Origin of the sequence: Nocardia sp. NPDC050413 (assembly GCF_040655475.1) — a bacterium.
Lineage (GTDB): Bacteria > Actinomycetota > Actinomycetes > Mycobacteriales > Mycobacteriaceae > Nocardia > Nocardia coubleae.
Genome location: NZ_JBFAJZ010000007.1, coordinates 133,722 through 148,918, shown reverse-complemented (window position 1 = coordinate 148,918; position 15,197 = coordinate 133,722). Strand labels below are relative to the sequence as shown.

The following is a 15,197-nucleotide window of genomic DNA, read 5'->3' as shown; positions in this document are numbered from 1 at the left end:
CCGAGCGTCCAGTGGCGGCAGACCTCACTTCAGGGGGCGCTGCGCGCCGACAGGATCCGACCGCTGACCTCGCCGAGACCGATACGCCTGCCCGCGGTGCCCGGTGCCGTTGCGGTGATCGTCACGTCGTCGCCGTCGGCGAGGAACGTGCGGGTTTCCTCGCCCATTGTGATGGGTTCTGTTCCGCCCCAAGACAATTCGATGAACGAGCCGCGCTGGGTCGATTCCGGGCCGGAGATGGTGCCGGAGGCGTAGAGGTCGCCGGGGCGGACGGAGGCGCCGTTGGCGGTGAGGTGGGCCAGCATCTGCGCCGGTGACCAGTACATCCGCGCGTACGGCGGTCGGCTGACGACCTGCCCGTTCCACGACACCGCCAGGTCGATATCGAGCCCGTGGTCGGCGGTCCCACGCAGGTACGGCAGCGGTTCCGGTTCCTGGGTCGGTAGCGGCACCCGCGCCTGTTCCAACGCGGCCAACGGCGTGACCCAGGCCGACAGCGAAGTCGCGAAGGACTTCCCGAGGAACGGCCCGAGCGGCTGATACTCCCAGGCCTGGATATCGCGCGCGGACCAGTCGTTCACCAGAGCGACCCCGAAGACGTGCGCGGCGAAATCGTCGACACCCACCGGAACGCCGAGCGTCGACCCCGTGCCGACCACGAACCCCAATTCCGCTTCGATATCGAGCCGCTCTGACGGGCCGAATTCCGATGTACCCGAATCGGTCCGGCGTTGCCCCTGTGGACGGACCACCGGGGTCCCGGAGACCACGACGGTGCCCGCCCGCCCGTGATAGCCCACCGGCAGATGACGCCAATTCGGCAGCAACGGTTCACTGTCGGGCCGGAACAGCCTGCCCAGATTCGTCGCGTGGTCGATGCTCGCGTAGAAGTCGACGTAATCGCCGATCGTCACCGGCAATGCCATCCGCACCGAACGCACAGGATGCACCACCTCGACAGGCAAAGCGGTGTCCGCCAATTCGCGCAACCGCGCACGAACAGCGCCCCACCGAGCGGGCCCGGCGGCGAGAAACCCATTGAGATCGGGGCGGGCGAAGACCGGATCACCGAGCAGTGCGGCGAGATCCAGAACCATATCGCCGAGACGCACACCGACCCGGAAGGATTCACCCGGCGGGGCGAACACCCCGTAGGGTATGTTCTCCGGCCCGAACAGCGAGTCCGGCGCCACCTCGACGCGAAGCAACCGCCCGCTCACCGCGGCCCACGTCCCGACCAGGTCCACGCGTATCCGGGATCCTCGCAGGCCAGCGCGCCTTCACCGAGCTGCAACGGCCGGAAGGTATCCACCATCACCGCCAGCTCGTCGAAGAATTCCGCACCGATACTGCGCTCGTAGGCGCCGGGTTGCGGGCCGTGCGCGTAACCGCCGGGATGCACCGACACCGAACCCTGCGCGATCCCGGAACCCTTGCGCGCCTCGTAGTTTCCGCCGCAATAGAACATGATTTCGTCGGAGTCCACATTCGAGTGGTAGTAGGGCACCGGAATCGAGAGCGGGTGGTAATCCACCTTGCGCGGCACGAAATTGCAGACCACGAAATTGGCGCCCTCGAAGGCCTGATGCACCGGCGGCGGCTGATGCACCCGCCCGGTGATCGGCTCGAAATCGGCGATATTGAAAGTGAACGGATACAGGCACCCGTCCCAGCCGACCACATCGAAAGGATGAGTGGTATAGGTCAACCGGGTGCCGATCACCTCTGCTCCGGCGCGATGCTTGACCAGCACCTCCACATCGGTGCCCTCGGCGAGCAACGGTGTCGTCGGCCCGTGCAGATCCCGCTCACAGTACGGTGAGTTCTCCAGCAGCTGACCGAATTTCGACAGGTACCGCTTGGGCGGGGTGATGTGACTCGACGCCTCGATCACATACGCGCGCAAGGGTGCTCCACCCGTCGGCAGCCAGCGGTGCGTCGTCGCCCGTGGCATGAGCAGCTGGTCGCCCTGGTGCACCGGCACCGTGCCGAACACGCTCTCCACCACCGCCGCACCGGATTCCACGTACACCAGCTCGTCGCCGATGGCGTTGCGGTACAGCGGCGACGCCGCCTCGGCGACCACATACGAGATCCGCGCATCGGCATTCGCCAGCAGCAGGCGTCGGCCCGTCACCGGATCGGTCGCGGCGGGTGTGTCGCCGGGGAACAGGTCGGGCAAGCGCAGATGACGGTGGCGCAGTGGATGATTCGGTGTCAGCGACTGATCGCCCAGCTCCCACACCGTCGAGTCGACGATGGCGGGTGGCAGGCCCCGGTGATAGAGCAGCGAGGAGTCGCCGGAGAACCCCTCCTCGCCCATGAGCTCCTCGTAGTAGAGGTTGCCCCGCTCATCGCGATGCTGCGTGTGCCGCTTGGGCGGCACCGCCCCAACACACCGGTAGAACATGCACAACCTCCCGCGGGTCGGATATTCCTGACCCCACGGTACCGCTGTGGATAAGTCTCAGTCGGTGAACTCGACGATCACGGGAGCGTGGTCGCTGGCGCCCTTGCCCTTGCGTTCCTCGCGGTCGACGAAGGCGTCCTTGGTGCGGTCCGCCAGCGCGGGCGAGGCCAGGACGAAGTCGATGCGCATGCCTTCCTTGCGGGGGAAACGCAGCTGGGTGTAGTCCCAGTAGGTGTAGACGCCGGGGCCGGGCGCGAACGGGCGCATCACGTCACGGAAGCCGGTGTCGAGCATGGCCTGGAAAGCGGCGCGCTCGGGTGCGGAAGTGTGGGTCTTGCCCTCGAAGAGCTTCGGATTCCACACGTCGTCGTCGGTGGGCGCGATATTCCAGTCGCCGACCAGGGCGATCTGGGCCGAGGGGTCCTCGGTGAGCCAGCGGGCGGCATCGGCGCGCAGCGTCGAGAGCCATTCGAGTTTGTAGGCGTAGTGCGGGTCGCCGAGCGAGCGGCCGTTGGGGACGTAGAGGCTCCACACCCGCACCCCACCGCAGGTCGCGCCGATCGCGCGCGACTCGACCACCGGCGAGTCGAGCAGCGAGTCGCCCGCGTTCTTGTCGAAACCGGGCTGATCGGGGAACGCCACCTCCACGTCGTCGAGCCCGACCCGCGACACGATGGCCACACCGTTCCACTGATTGAGCCCGATATGGGCCACCTCGTACCCGGCCGCCTCGAACTGCTCGAACGGGAACTGATCGTCGCGGCACTTGGTTTCCTGCAACGCGAGCACGTCGATGTCGTGGCGGTCGAGCAACGCTATTGCCCGGTCGACGCGGGAGCGGATCGAGTTCACATTCCAGGTGGCCAGACGCACGTGCGAGGTCCTTTCCGGGGGTATTTACCGAGGTTACCGGGGGTTATCCCTGCGGTGCGGCGTAGCGGTAGCTGTGGTGTTCGATGAAGCCGAGTTCGCGGTAGAGGGCCAGCGCGGTGGCGTTGCCGACTTCGACCTGGACGTAGGCGTGGGTGGCGCCCTGGTCGGCGCCCCAGCGGATCAGCTCGGCGCAGACCAGGGTGGCCAGGCCGTTGCGGCGGTGCGCGGCGGCCACGGCGACGCAGGTGAGGCCGACCCAGCGTCGACCGTCCGGCGCCGTCGTCACCGCGCCGCGCCCGATGGCGAGGGCTTCGGGCACACCGAGGGTGGCGAAGCCGACGGTGCCGTCGAGGACGGAGGTGAGCACGTCACGGTCGGGTTCGCGAACGGCCGGGTCGAGCGGTATCTCGCCACGGTAGCGGTGGGTGCGCAACCAGCCCTCGTCCGGTCGCGCGGCGATGCGAACCATCGAAGGGCCCTGGGGCAGTACGAAGTTCGAGATGTCCAGGCCGAGCACCACGGTCTCGCTCCAGCTGTTCCAGCCGGGCGGAACCGGGGCGAGCCGGTCGGGTAGTTGCAGCAGCAGCGGCAGACCGCGCGCGGTGTACCAGTCGGCGATCCGGTGCATCGTCTCGATCGACAAGGTGGCGGGCACGCCCGATTCGCCAAGAGGCACGGCCGAATTCGCCCGGCCGGTGTACCCGTTGCCCGCGCGGACCAGCCAGCCGTCGATCCACGTGTGCTCGACACCGGGCCAGCCGCCTGCCGCCGCCGTCTCCTGCGACCGGATCTCCTTGGTCCGAATCGGCCTCGGCCCCAACGCCTTCAGTGCGACGACCCGATCCGGCGCGACCGAAACCACCTCGCCCTCGGCGGTGCGCACCGAGGGCGGCGTCATCGACACCAGCTCGCCGATCACATCGGTGAGCGGTTGTGGATAACCCGCGGGCAGCTGATACCGCATCACCACCCGGCGGCCGAGAGGGATTTCAGTCATTGCCGAAGGGGTCCGGGACAGTGCCCGGCACCCAGCTCAAACCCGGCTTGCCCCAACCGTTTCGCTTGATCGCCTTCTTGGCGGCGCGGGCATTGCGGCCGATCAGCACGTCGACGTAGAGGAAGCCGTCGAGGTGGCCGACCTCGTGCTGCAGCATGCGCGCGAAGAAACCTTTGCCCTCGAGCTCGACCGGTTCGCCGTGCTCGTCGGTGCCCGTGACGCGCGCCCAGTCGGCACGGCCGGTGGGGAACTGCTCACCGGGCACCGAAAGGCAGCCCTCTTCGTCGTCGTCGGGATCGGGCATGGTCTCCGGGATCTCGGAGGTCTCGAGCACCGGGTTGACGACGGTGCCCTTGCGGCGGATCTGGTTGCCCTCGGCGTCGAAATCGGGGCAGTCGTAGACGAACAGCCGCTTGCCGACCCCGACCTGGTTGGCCGCGAGGCCGACACCCTTGGAGGCCTCGAGCGTTTCGTACATGTCCGCGATCAGCCCGGCCAGCTCCGCCGGGGTCTCCGTCACCGGGGCGGTAGCGGTGTGGAGAACGGGGTCACCGACGATCACGATCGGGAGAATTGCCATGGTGGCCATTATCGCCGCAGTATCGCCCGCGCGAGCGGCGGCCCCTGTGCGCCGCGACACTCCTACTGGCCCGCAGTCAACACGCCGGGGCAGCGGTCGAAGGATCGGGTGGGCTCATGGTTGAATGATCCGCGACGTGCAAGCGTCATTTTCATCTCGTGATACTCGGCGAGGGAGCAAGATGGACGGCGCAGCGGCTCGGCACATCCCCCAGGATTCGGCCGGCGATGGCTCCGGTCTCAGTCGGCGTGAACTCGACATCCTCGACTTCGAACGCAAATGGTGGAAGTACGCGGGCGCCAAGGAAGACGCGATCCGCGAACTGTTCTCGATGTCGGCCACCAGGTACTACCAGGTGCTCAATGCCGTCGTCGACAAGGAAGAAGCACTCGCGGCCGACCCGATGCTGGTCAAGCGACTGCGCCGGTTGCGTGCGAGCAGGCAGAAGGCCCGCGCCGCTCGCCGACTCGGTTTCCAGGTCTGAGATGCGAGCGACATCGCGGCCGATGCGACTAGGGTTGCGCGGGTGAGCAACCCGAATCCCACCCCCGGCGGCCCACCGCTGCGCGCGCTGGCGATGGTGTTGATCGCGCTGGCCATCGTCTTCGCCGGCCTGGGTGCGATGTCGTTGTCGAATTCCGGTGCCGAGGCGGCCGATCCGGTCGAGCAGACCGAGACCACCACCTCGAGCGCGGTGGCGCAGGCCCCGGCGACCACGGCCGCCCCGACCACCACCAGCGCGGCCGCCGCCCCGACGACGACAACCACCGTCGCGCCGACGACCACGACCACGACCACCACGCAGGCCGCGGCGACGAGCGACAAGGATATCCCCGTCCGCGTCCTGAACAACAGCCTCGTCGCGGGCCTGGCCGCACGCACCGCGAGCGAACTCGGCGCGGCGGGCTGGACCAATGTGAGCACCGGCAACTACAGCGGTTCGAACCTCACGACGACCACGGTGTACTACGGCACCGCGCCGGGCGAAGAGGCCGCGGCCGCCGAGATCGCCGCGCAGGTCGGCGGAACCGTTGCCCCCAAGACCGCCGACGCCACGCCCGGTGTCGTCGTCGTCCTGACAGGACGCTGAGCCGGCACGGCACGCGGTGCCGCAGGGCGTGTTCGCGCTGTGGCATCATCTTCAGCGGTACTGCCCCAGTCCGATAAGGAGTCCCCTGATGGCCACGTCGTCCACTCGTCGCCCGTCCTGGCGCATTGTGACCCCGGTTGTCGCGGTCGCCGCGTTCGGGCTCGCCGCCTGCACCAACAGCCAGGAGTCGAGTGACGTCAAGGGCACCACGCCGCCGGTGTGGACCGGAGCGTCCGCCCCCGCGGGCGGTGGCGAGGACCACGGCACCGGCCATCCGGCTCCCTCTGCCTCCGGCGAACCCGGCGCGCACGGCGGCGACCACGGCGCCTCGACCGGCGGTCTGAAGGCCGAGCTGAAGAACAGCGCGGGCGCCGGTGTCGGCACCGCCACCATCGTCGCCGAGGGCAACCACCTGGTCGTCACCGTCGAGGCGCACGGCCTGACCCCCGGCTTCCACGGCCTGCACTTCCACCAGAACGGCACCTGCGAGGGCGACTTCACCTCGGCCGGTGGGCATCTGCAGGTCGGCGGCGCAACCTCGCACCCGGCCAGCGGCGACCTCACCTCCCTGCAGGTCGGCGCCGACGGCTCGGCCAAGCTGGTCACCCGCACCGACAGCGTCACCCTCGACAACATCAAGGGCAAGGCCCTGATCGTGCACGCGGGTGCCGACAACTTCGGCAACATCCCGCCGCGCTACACCCGGGAAGGCGGCACCGGCCCGGACGAGACCACCCTGTCCACCGGTGACGCGGGTGCCCGAGTGGCCTGCGGCGTCGTCGGTTAGCGAGACCCGCTGATGGCCGGGGCAATTCAGCCGGTGCCCTTTCGCGGTTCGCCCCGGCCGACAATCGGCATCGAATGGGAGATCGCGCTCGTCGACAAGGTCACGCGCGATCTGTCCAATACCGCCTCGGCGGTCTTCGACGCCGTCGGCGACCTGCGCGCCCACGACGGGACGCAGCAGGTCACCAAGGAATTGCTGCGCAACACGGTGGAATTGGTCACCGGTGTGCACGAGACCGTCGGCGGCGCGGTCGAAGACCTGCGCACCACGATGGACGCCGTGCGGCGCGCGGCCGACCCGCTCGGTGTCGACCTGTTCTGCGCGGGCACGCACCCGTTCGCCCAGTGGTCTGCCCAACAGCTCACGCGCTCACCGCATTACGACGAGCTGATCGAGCGCACCCAGTGGTGGGGGCGTCAGATGCTCATCTGGGGTGTGCACGTGCACGTGGGAATCTCGCACCGCGACAAGGTCTTTCCCATTCTGAACTCGCTGCTGCTGTCGTATCCGCATCTGCTCGCGCTCTCGGCGTCCTCGCCGATGTGGTCCGGCGACGACACCGGTTACGCCAGCAATCGCGCGCTGATGTTCCAGCAGCTGCCCACCGCCGGGCTGCCGTTCCAGTTCGAGAACTGGCGCCAGTTCGAGGGTTTCGTGCACGACCAGATGAAAACCGGTGTGTTCGAACAACTCGGCGGCATGCACTGGGACATCCGGCCCGCGCCCAAGTGGGGCACCATCGAGATCCGGGTGTGCGACGGGCTGTCCAGCCGCGCCGAACTGGCCTCGGTGGCCGCGCTGATCCACTGTCTCGTCGTCGATCTGGAACGCAGGCTCGACGACGGCGAAGACCTGCCGACCCTGCCGCCCTGGCATGTGCAGGAGAACAAATGGCGGGCCGCGCGCTACGGACTCGACGCCATCGTGGTCGTCGACGACGCGAGTAATGAGCGTTTGGTCACAGACGATCTGATGGATCTGCTCACCCGGTTGGAGCCGACCGCGCGCCGTCTCGGCTGCGCCGACGAGCTCGCAGCCGTGGCCGAGATTCCGCGCCACGGTGCCTCCTACCAGCGTCAACGCCGGGTTGCCGCGCAGTCCCAGGGTGATCTTGTCGCGGTGGTCGACTCGCTGGTGCGCGAGCTGGATCAGTAGCGTTCAACTACCCAGCCCGGTGGCGTTAACCCGCCGTTTACGATGGGTGGATGCTTGTCGAACATCCGCGTGCTGCCGCGGGGGGTGCCACCCTCGGTTCCCGTCTGCGCGAACCGAGGACGCTCGCCGCGGTCGCGGTGTCGGCGGTCCTGCTACTGCTGATCGGCCTGCAGATCGCGGCGTCGATCAGCGGCTTCGAAGGACCACTCGCCAGCTTGGCGCGCGACTACGTCGGCACGCCCAAGTCGATGTCGGTTCCGTGGGCCGGTCTCGTCCTCGCGCTGGTCGGGGTGTCGGCGCGCAGACGGGTGTTCGCGGTGAGCGCCGCGATCGGGATCGACGCGGTGTTCGTCGCGCTGCGACTGCTCGACGGTAAACCGTTCACCGTCGGCAACGGGCCGACCATCGTGCTCACCGCCCTCGCGATCATCGCGGCGGTGCGTTGGCAGGGACGCGAACGCACCGACGCGCTGAAGGCCGCGGCACTGGGTGCCTTGCTCATCCTGGCGACGAAGGTCGGCGACGTGTGGTTGCACGTCACCTCGGCGGTACACCCGACGGTGCTCGACGAATACCTGCTGCTCGCCGATCACGCGCTCGGCGACCCGTCGTGGGTGGTCGGCCGGGTGCTCGAGGTGCTCGGGCCCGAGGTGTACGCGGTGCTGCACTGGGTCTACATCGAGCTGCCGGTGGCGGCGATCGTCGTCGCGGTGTGGCAGTTGCGCGGTGTGGTCACCACGGGAATCTGGCCGGGGCACTATCTGGTTCGCACGTTCCTGGTGCTCGGGTTGGTCGGGCCGTTGTTCTATGTGCTGTTCCCCGTGGTCGGCCCGATGTTCGCCTTCGGTGCCGACGGCAACGGTTTCCAGTTCGGCAACTTCTGGCCCTCGGCGCTGCCGCCGATCGGGCAGAGCCCGGCGCCGCTGCCGTTCGACGAGTTCACCCCGCGCAACTGCATGCCGTCGATGCACACCGCCTGGGCGCTGTCGCTGTTCATCCACACGCGTCGCGATATCGACGGCAGCCGCGCGCCCGCGTGGTTGCGGTGGGGCGGGGCGTTCTGGCTGGCCGCGACGGTCGCGGCGACGCTCGGGTTCGGTTACCACTACGGCGTGGATCTGGTGGCGGGTGTGGTGCTGTGCCTGACCGTCGAATCGGCGCTGCGCGAACCCGAGCGAGGCTGGGACGCGGCGCGCATCCGCCTGGTCGCCCTCGGATCGGCCGTGTTCGGTGGTCTGCTGCTCGGTTACCGCTACCTGGCGGTCGAGATGGCGCAGTACCCGGTGCTGGCCGGCGCGATCGTGATCGGGCTGCTCGCGGCGGTTGCCGTGGCCTTCCACCTCACCTGGTTCGCCGCCGCGCCCGACCGGGCACCGGCCGCGGTTCGGGTGTAGTCAGTCCACCTCGTCGCCGAGTTCGTTGACGCGCAACAGGCCGTCGCGGTGCCGTTGCTCGCGGTAGGCGGTGCGCCCGAGCAGATGCGCGACCACCGGTGCGGTGATGATCGTGAACAGTCCGGTGAGCACGAGCATCCACACGTTCGCGTCGCCGCGCAGGTCGATCCCGGTGCCGATGAGCACCATGATCAGGCCGATCACCTGTGGTTTCGTCGCGGCGTGCATCCGGGTGAGGGTGTCGGGGAAGCGCACGATCCCCAGTGCGGCCGTGCAGGCGAGGACACAGCCCAGGATGATCAGCGGCGCCGACACCCACTCCCAGCCGCTCATCGGTCGTCCCGCACACGAAAGCGCGTCACCGCGGCCGAGCCGAGGAAACCGACGAGGGCCAGCGCGACGATCGCCGGAATGACGGTGGTGTCGTTGCTGTAGGCCGCCCACACCGCGAGCCCGGACGCGGCGATGGCCATCAGCGAGTCGATCCCGACCACCCGGTCGAGGGTGCTCGGTCCGGCGAGGACGCGGTAGGCGGTGCAGATGGCGGCGAACGACAGCAGCACCGCCGCGATGACAGCGACGACGGTCATACCTGAACCTCCGGTCCGTGATGCCGCTCGCCCGGTCGTTCGAAGGCGTCGATGATGAGACGTTCCAGGCGGCGGGTGGTGCGGTAGAAGTCGTCGACCGCCTTGTCGCTGCCCACATCGAGCACGTGGACGTACACCACGCAGCGCTGACGGTCGATCTCGAGCACCATGGTGCCGGGAATGAGATTGAGCAGATCGGTACAGATCACCAGCACCAGATCCGACTGGATGCCGAGGGCCACGCGCAGCACACCCGACACCGGCGGGCCCGAGGGCCGCAGCGCGAACCAGGCCACCTGCACGCTCGACTCGAGTGCGTAATAGGTTGCCGCGGCGATCAATTCGAGGAAGGACAGCGGATGGAACCGGCCGGTCACCGGGATCCGTGGCAGCGGAAGCGCGAACACGACGATCAGCGCGACCACTCCACCGGCGAGTACATTGGCCGCGCTGAGGTCGCCCCACAGGGCCACCCACACGGCGGTCAGCCAGGCGAGTACGCCGAGTCGTAAGACGTTCTGCCGGTTCACGAGCCGGCGCAACGCGGTCATCGTGGCTCCTGCCCGCCGAGGACGGATTCGATATACACCGACGGGTTGTTCAGATCGGCCGCGGCGCGTTCGGCGATGCCGAGCACGGGACCGGCGAACACGGTGAGCGCGAGACCCGCGGCGATCAGTCCGGCGGTGGCGAGCACCATCAGCACCGGCATGCGGCCGGGGTCGGTGCGGTCCTCGTACTGTACGTCGGTCGAATCCTCCACCAGGGTAGGCGGTTTCGCGGCGCTGAGATGTCCCTCGGGCGCTTCTTCGCGTGGACGCCAGAATGCCTTGCCCCAGACGCGCGCCACCGCGTAGAGGGTGAGCAGGCTGGTGATCACCGAACCGGCGACCAGCACCCAGGCCAGCACGCTGCCGTCGGCCGCACCCGCCTCGAGCAGGGTCACCTTGCCGATGAAGCCCGAGAAGGGTGGAATGCCACCGAGATTCAGCGCCGGTATCAGGAAGAGCAGTCCGAGCAGCGGACTAGCCGAGGCGAGCCCGCCGAGGCGGCGCAGTGACACCGACCCGGCCTGACGCTCGATCAGGCCGACGGCGAGGAACAGCGCCGTCTGCACCAGAATGTGGTGGGCCACATAGAACACCGCGCCGGTGAGCCCGGCCGACCCGGCCAGCCCGATACCGAAGACCATGTACCCGATGTGGCTCACGAGGGTGAACGACAGCAGACGCCGGATATCGGTCTGGGCGATCGCGCCGAGAATGCCGACGAGCATGGTCGCCAGTCCGCACACCAGCAGGATGTCGTCGAACGCACCGTCCGGGAACCACAGCGTGTGCGTCCGGATGATCGCGTACACACCGACCTTGGTGAGCAGGCCCGCGAACACGGCGGTCACCGGCGCGGGCGCGGTGGGGTAGGAGTCGGGCAGCCAGCTCGACAACGGGAACACCGCCGCCTTGATCCCGAACGCCACGAGCAGCACGGCGTAGCAGGCCGTACGCACCCCCTGCGGGGTCGCCTCGAGCCGGACGGCCAGTTGCGCGAGGTTCAGGGTGCCGGTGGCCGCGTAGGTGAGCCCGATGCCGATCAGGAAGATCATCGACGACACCATCGACACCATCACGTACGCGATGCCGGTGCGGATGCGTTCCTCGGTGGCGCCGACGGTGAGTAGCACGAACGAGGCGGCGAGCAGCAGCTCGAACCCGACGAACAGGTTGAACAGGTCACCGGCCAGGAATGCCATCGACACACCGGCCGTGAGCACCAGGTAGGTGGGCCGGTAGATGGAGGTGGGCTGGTTCTCGTCGCCGTCGGAGATGTTCTGCCCCGCACCGTAGATCGACACGAGCAGCAGGACGAACGCCGAGACCAGCAGCATCGCCGCGCTGAGCCGGTCGACGACGAGGGTGATCCCGATCGGGGTCGGCCAGCCGCCCACCTGCACCGCCGTCGTGCCGTCGCGGTCGGCGAGGTACAGCAGCAGCGCGCTGATGGCGAGCACACCCGACAGCGCGACAATCGACACCAGCCGCTGGATGCGCGGTCGGCGTCCGAAGATCAGGGTGACCGCGGCGGCGAGCAGCGGGACGAGCACCGGCAGTGCGGCGAGGTCGGGAAGCAACTGTGGGGAGAGGGTCATTCGGCCGGGTCCTCGCTCTCGCGCCGGGCCGCGACCTGCGTGTCCTCGGGGTCGTTGCGGACGTCTTCGGTGGTGGTCAGCCGGTAGGCGCGGTAGGCGAGGGCGAGCACGAACGCGGCCAAGCCCATCGTGATGACGATGGCGGTGAGCACCATCGCCTGGGCCAGCGGATCGGCCATGCCGTCGGGCGAGGTGTCCGAGCCGGACAGCACCGGTGGGTTCCCGTCCGGCCCGCCGCCGACGGTGAGGATCAGCAGGTTCACCGCGTTGCCGAGCAGGATGATCCCCAGCAGCATCTTCGACACCACCCGCTCGAGCACCAGATACACCCCGCAGGCGGTGAGCGCGCCGATCGTGAGCAGCACGACGAGGTTGGCACTCATGAGATCTCCTTGTCCAGGCGGGCACCGAGGCTGCGCAGGACGTCGAGGGTGAGGCCGACGATCACCAGGTACACGCCGAGATCGAAGAACATGGCGGTGACGAGTTTGATGTGGCCGAGCACCGGCACGGTGATCTCGACGATCGCCGAGGACAGCGGTGGGGCCCCGAGCAGCAGCGATGTGGTCGCCGTCCCGGCGGCGAGGACCAGGCCCGCGCCGAGGAGGTGTCCGGCGTCGACCGGGAGGGCCTCGCCGAGTTCGTAGCGTCCACCCGCCAGGTAGCGCAGGGTGAGGGCGAGCCCGGCGAGCAGGCCACCGGCGAAGCCGCCGCCGGGCGCGTTGTGGCCGGAGAAGAAGAAGTACACCGACAGGACCATGATGGTCGGGAACAGCAGCCGGGTGGTGATCTGCAGGACCATCGACCGTTCGCGCCGGTCGAGCAGCCGGGCGGCGGGCAGCCAGCTCACCGCGTCGGGGTTGTAGTTCGGTGCGTCGGCGGCACGCGGCGCGCTGCCGAAGCGGCGGCTGCGGAACACCAGCGAGGCCACGCCGGTGGCGGCGACGACGAGGACCGAGATCTCGCCGAGGGTGTCCCAGGCGCGGATGTCGACGAGCAGCACGTTCACCGCGTTCTTGCCGCCACCCACCCGGTAGGCGGCGTCGGGGATGGTGCGCCAGATCGGTTCGCTGTGCCGGGCGGCGGAGGCGAACGCGGCGAGTACCGTCACGGTGACGCCGACCGCGATGGCGAGCAGCGCGCGACGGACTTTGAACGCGGCGGCGTAGCCGTCGGTGATCTCGGCCGGGAACCCGCGCAGCACGAGCACGAAGATCACCAGAGTCAGTGTCTCGACGAGGAATTGGGTGAGCGCGAGGTCCGGTGCGCCGTGCAGCGCGAAGATCACGCCGCAGCCGTATCCGGTGACACCGACCACGAGCACGCTGGCCAACCTGTTGCGCAGCACCGTCGCCGCGAGCGCCATGGCGATCATGATCGCGCCGATCACCGCCTGCAACGGTGAATCCCACAGGTGCAGAGTGATTCCCGTGCGGGTACCGGTCGCGAGCATCACGGCGGGCAGCACGATGAGTGTGCCGAGGATGAAGGCCTGGCTGGCGGGCAGCGAACCGGACTGCACCGTGCCGGTGAGGCGAAGCGAGAGCCGGTCCATCGCCCGCAGCGCGGCGTCGTAACCCCGGTCGGCGTTGCCGAGTCGCGGGCGGGCCGGTTCGTGAATCCTGTTGCGTACCAAGAACAACGCGAAGCCGACCAGCACGATGACGGCGGTGAGCGCGAGGGCGGGCGTGAAGCCGTGCCACAGCGCCAGTGCCCCGTCGAGGACGCCGGGCAGGGTCTTCGCGTACGGGCTCAGCCACTCGTCGACGACTCCGGCGCCGAACCCACCCGCCAACCCGGCCACCGCGAGCACGGCAGGCGGGCCGACCAGCAGCGGTCCCGGCGCTTGCCAGGTTGTCGTGACGCCGGGGCTCGTGCCGAACGCGGCCCACAGGAACCGCGCGCTGTAGGCGACGGTGAGGGCCGAGCCGACGGCGATGCCGGTCAGCAGCAGCACCCGCACCGGCGGGCTGAACACCTGCGCGGCCCACACCGCGCTCAAGGCGGATTCCTTGCCGACGAACCCGAGCATCGGCGGCAACCCCGCCATACTGATCGCCGCGGTCGCCGCCACCGCGCACAGCACCGGCGCGCGCCGCCCGAGCCCCGACAACCGGCGCAGATCGCGAGTGCCCGCGCTGTGATCGATGATGCCGACCACCATGAACAGGCACGCCTTGAACAGGCCGTGCGCCACCAGCAGAGCAAGTCCGGCGAGCGCGGCATCCGGGGTGCCGATGGCCATCATGGTGATGAGCAGTCCGAGCTGGCTCACCGTGCCGAACGCCAGCACGAGTTTCAGGTCGTGCACCTGCATGGCCCGCCAGCCGGCCAGCAGCATCGACGCGATCCCCAACGGCAGCACGAGCACATGCCACGGTGGAGTCTGGGCGAGGGCGGGCGCCAGGCGGGCGACCAGATAGACGCCCGCCTTCACCATCGCGGCGGCGTGCAGGTAGGCGCTCACCGGTGTGGGCGCGGCCATCGCACCGGGCAACCAGAAGTGCAGTGGCACGATCGCCGACTTGCTCAGCGCTCCGACGAGCACGAGCGCCACCGCCACCGACACCGCGATCCCGCCGGGTGGAGATTCGCGGGCGAGCACGTCCGACAGCAGGAAACTGTCGTAGCGCAATCCGAGGATGACGATGCCGACCAGCATCGCCAGTCCGCCCGCCGCCGTGACCAGCAGTGCCTGGATCGCGGCGCGGCGACTCGCGGCCTGCTCGGCGTAGTGGCCGACCAGCAGGAACGACAGCACCGTTGTGATTTCCCAGAACACGTAGAGCAACAGCATGTTGTCGCTGGTCACCAGGCCGAACATGGCACCGGAGAAGCCGACCAGCTCGGCCGCGAATATCCCGAGCCTCGCCTCGTCACGGTCGAAGTAGCGCCCGCAATAGGCCAGGATCAGCGCGCCGATGCCGAGGACCAGCACACACATCACGGCGGCGAGGGAGTCGAAGCGCAGGTCGATGTCCATCGAGATCTGCGGCGCCCACCGCACCCGACTGGTGACGGTGACGCCCCAGTGCGCGATCACCCACCCGAGACTGCCGAGCGGAACCAGCGCCAGCAGGTAGAAGGCATTGCGGCCCAGCGCTCGCACGCACAGCGGAGCCGCGAGCGCGGCTATTGCGTGAGCGAGCAGGACAGCGAGCAACCGCGCCTCCGG

Annotated in this window: 16 protein-coding genes; 5 read left to right on the top strand and 11 right to left on the bottom strand. The window is 68.8% G+C overall.

Annotated elements, in window-relative coordinates; genetic code table 11:
- Window positions 1-29 precede the first annotated feature (29 nt).
- Genes fahA through AB0I19_RS18915 form a run of 5 tightly spaced genes read right to left on the bottom strand, consistent with a single transcriptional unit; the run spans window position 30 to window position 4,860 of the window.
- Complete coding sequence (gene fahA / locus AB0I19_RS18935; protein ID WP_357150422.1) at window positions 30-1,208, bottom strand: fumarylacetoacetase; 1,179 nt, start codon at window positions 1,206-1,208, stop codon at window positions 30-32.
- 8 nt (window positions 1,209-1,216) lie between these two features.
- Entirely contained in the window at window positions 1,217-2,410 is a 1,194-nt protein-coding gene (locus AB0I19_RS18930; protein WP_357150326.1) for a homogentisate 1,2-dioxygenase domain-containing protein, read from the bottom strand.
- A gap of 57 nt (window positions 2,411-2,467) precedes the next feature.
- A complete protein-coding gene (locus AB0I19_RS18925; protein WP_357150325.1) occupies window positions 2,468-3,283 on the bottom strand; it encodes an exodeoxyribonuclease III in 816 nt (271 codons plus the stop codon).
- Window positions 3,284-3,326: 43 nt separating this feature from the next.
- Window positions 3,327-4,280, bottom strand: coding sequence for a GNAT family N-acetyltransferase (locus tag AB0I19_RS18920; protein ID WP_357150324.1), 954 nt, complete (start codon window positions 4,278-4,280; stop codon window positions 3,327-3,329).
- Window positions 4,273-4,860 carry a peptide deformylase gene (locus tag AB0I19_RS18915; protein WP_357150323.1) on the bottom strand — a complete coding sequence of 196 codons (588 nt, stop codon included), beginning with the start codon at window positions 4,858-4,860 and terminating at the stop codon, window positions 4,273-4,275. Before AB0I19_RS18915 ends, AB0I19_RS18920 begins: the two co-directional genes overlap by 8 nt.
- Window positions 4,861-5,041: 181 nt before the next feature.
- Here AB0I19_RS18915 and AB0I19_RS18910 point away from each other — a divergent pair, with 181 nt between their 5' ends.
- The 5 genes from AB0I19_RS18910 (at window position 5,042) to AB0I19_RS18890 (ending at window position 9,286) form a co-directional block, all read left to right on the top strand.
- Window positions 5,042-5,344, top strand: coding sequence for a DUF3263 domain-containing protein (locus AB0I19_RS18910; RefSeq protein ID WP_357150322.1), 303 nt, complete (start codon window positions 5,042-5,044; stop codon window positions 5,342-5,344).
- Window positions 5,345-5,386: 42 nt separating this feature from the next.
- Window positions 5,387-5,950 (top strand): LytR C-terminal domain-containing protein, encoded by a 564-nt coding sequence (locus AB0I19_RS18905; RefSeq protein ID WP_067484555.1) that lies wholly within the window; start codon window positions 5,387-5,389, stop codon window positions 5,948-5,950.
- An 88-nt stretch (window positions 5,951-6,038) separates the two neighbouring features.
- Window positions 6,039-6,737, top strand: coding sequence for a superoxide dismutase family protein (locus AB0I19_RS18900; protein WP_357150321.1), 699 nt, complete (start codon window positions 6,039-6,041; stop codon window positions 6,735-6,737).
- Between the two features lie 12 nt (window positions 6,738-6,749).
- On the top strand, window positions 6,750-7,892 hold the full coding sequence (locus AB0I19_RS18895) for a glutamate--cysteine ligase (RefSeq protein WP_357150320.1): 1,143 nt from the start codon (window positions 6,750-6,752) through the stop codon (window positions 7,890-7,892).
- Window positions 7,893-7,942: 50 nt separating this feature from the next.
- On the top strand, window positions 7,943-9,286 hold the full coding sequence (locus AB0I19_RS18890) for a DUF5933 domain-containing protein (RefSeq protein WP_357150319.1): 1,344 nt from the start codon (window positions 7,943-7,945) through the stop codon (window positions 9,284-9,286).
- Here the strand turns inward: AB0I19_RS18890 and mnhG are convergent, their stop codons facing one another.
- From mnhG to AB0I19_RS18860, 6 genes are read right to left on the bottom strand one after another with little or no spacing between them, the layout of a single operon-like run.
- Window positions 9,287-9,619, bottom strand: a complete 333-nt coding sequence (gene mnhG, locus AB0I19_RS18885; protein ID WP_357150318.1) for a monovalent cation/H(+) antiporter subunit G — start codon at window positions 9,617-9,619, stop codon at window positions 9,287-9,289.
- Window positions 9,616-9,876, bottom strand: coding sequence for a monovalent cation/H+ antiporter complex subunit F (locus AB0I19_RS18880; RefSeq protein WP_067484569.1), 261 nt, complete (start codon window positions 9,874-9,876; stop codon window positions 9,616-9,618). The genes mnhG and AB0I19_RS18880 overlap by 4 nt, the downstream gene beginning before the upstream one ends.
- Window positions 9,873-10,427 carry a Na+/H+ antiporter subunit E gene (locus AB0I19_RS18875; RefSeq protein WP_357150317.1) on the bottom strand — a complete coding sequence of 185 codons (555 nt, stop codon included), beginning with the start codon at window positions 10,425-10,427 and terminating at the stop codon, window positions 9,873-9,875. Before AB0I19_RS18875 ends, AB0I19_RS18880 begins: the two co-directional genes overlap by 4 nt.
- On the bottom strand, window positions 10,424-12,022 hold the full coding sequence (locus AB0I19_RS18870; protein ID WP_357150316.1) for a Na+/H+ antiporter subunit D: 1,599 nt from the start codon (window positions 12,020-12,022) through the stop codon (window positions 10,424-10,426). Before AB0I19_RS18870 ends, AB0I19_RS18875 begins: the two co-directional genes overlap by 4 nt.
- Window positions 12,019-12,405 (bottom strand): Na(+)/H(+) antiporter subunit C, encoded by a 387-nt coding sequence (locus AB0I19_RS18865; protein WP_357150315.1) that lies wholly within the window; start codon window positions 12,403-12,405, stop codon window positions 12,019-12,021. Before AB0I19_RS18865 ends, AB0I19_RS18870 begins: the two co-directional genes overlap by 4 nt.
- Complete coding sequence (locus AB0I19_RS18860) at window positions 12,402-15,185, bottom strand: Na+/H+ antiporter subunit A (RefSeq protein ID WP_357150314.1); 2,784 nt, start codon at window positions 15,183-15,185, stop codon at window positions 12,402-12,404. Before AB0I19_RS18860 ends, AB0I19_RS18865 begins: the two co-directional genes overlap by 4 nt.
- Between the last annotated feature and the right edge of the window lie 12 nt (window positions 15,186-15,197).

Coding starts and splice junctions, on each gene's coding strand:
- AB0I19_RS18875 (WP_357150317.1), bottom strand. CDS start 10,427: ATGACCGCGTTGCGCCGGCTCGTGAACCGGCAGAACGTCTTACGACTC.
- AB0I19_RS18895 (WP_357150320.1), top strand. CDS start 6,750: ATGGCCGGGGCAATTCAGCCGGTGCCCTTTCGCGGTTCGCCCCGGCCG.
- AB0I19_RS18910 (WP_357150322.1), top strand. CDS start 5,042: ATGGACGGCGCAGCGGCTCGGCACATCCCCCAGGATTCGGCCGGCGAT.
- AB0I19_RS18930 (WP_357150326.1), bottom strand. CDS start 2,410: ATGTTCTACCGGTGTGTTGGGGCGGTGCCGCCCAAGCGGCACACGCAG.
- AB0I19_RS18915 (WP_357150323.1), bottom strand. CDS start 4,860: ATGGCAATTCTCCCGATCGTGATCGTCGGTGACCCCGTTCTCCACACC.
- AB0I19_RS18865 (WP_357150315.1), bottom strand. CDS start 12,405: ATGAGTGCCAACCTCGTCGTGCTGCTCACGATCGGCGCGCTCACCGCC.
- AB0I19_RS18870 (WP_357150316.1), bottom strand. CDS start 12,022: ATGACCCTCTCCCCACAGTTGCTTCCCGACCTCGCCGCACTGCCGGTG.
- AB0I19_RS18880 (WP_067484569.1), bottom strand. CDS start 9,876: ATGACCGTCGTCGCTGTCATCGCGGCGGTGCTGCTGTCGTTCGCCGCC.
- AB0I19_RS18920 (WP_357150324.1), bottom strand. CDS start 4,280: ATGACTGAAATCCCTCTCGGCCGCCGGGTGGTGATGCGGTATCAGCTG.
- AB0I19_RS18890 (WP_357150319.1), top strand. CDS start 7,943: ATGCTTGTCGAACATCCGCGTGCTGCCGCGGGGGGTGCCACCCTCGGT.
- mnhG (WP_357150318.1), bottom strand. CDS start 9,619: ATGAGCGGCTGGGAGTGGGTGTCGGCGCCGCTGATCATCCTGGGCTGT.
- AB0I19_RS18900 (WP_357150321.1), top strand. CDS start 6,039: ATGGCCACGTCGTCCACTCGTCGCCCGTCCTGGCGCATTGTGACCCCG.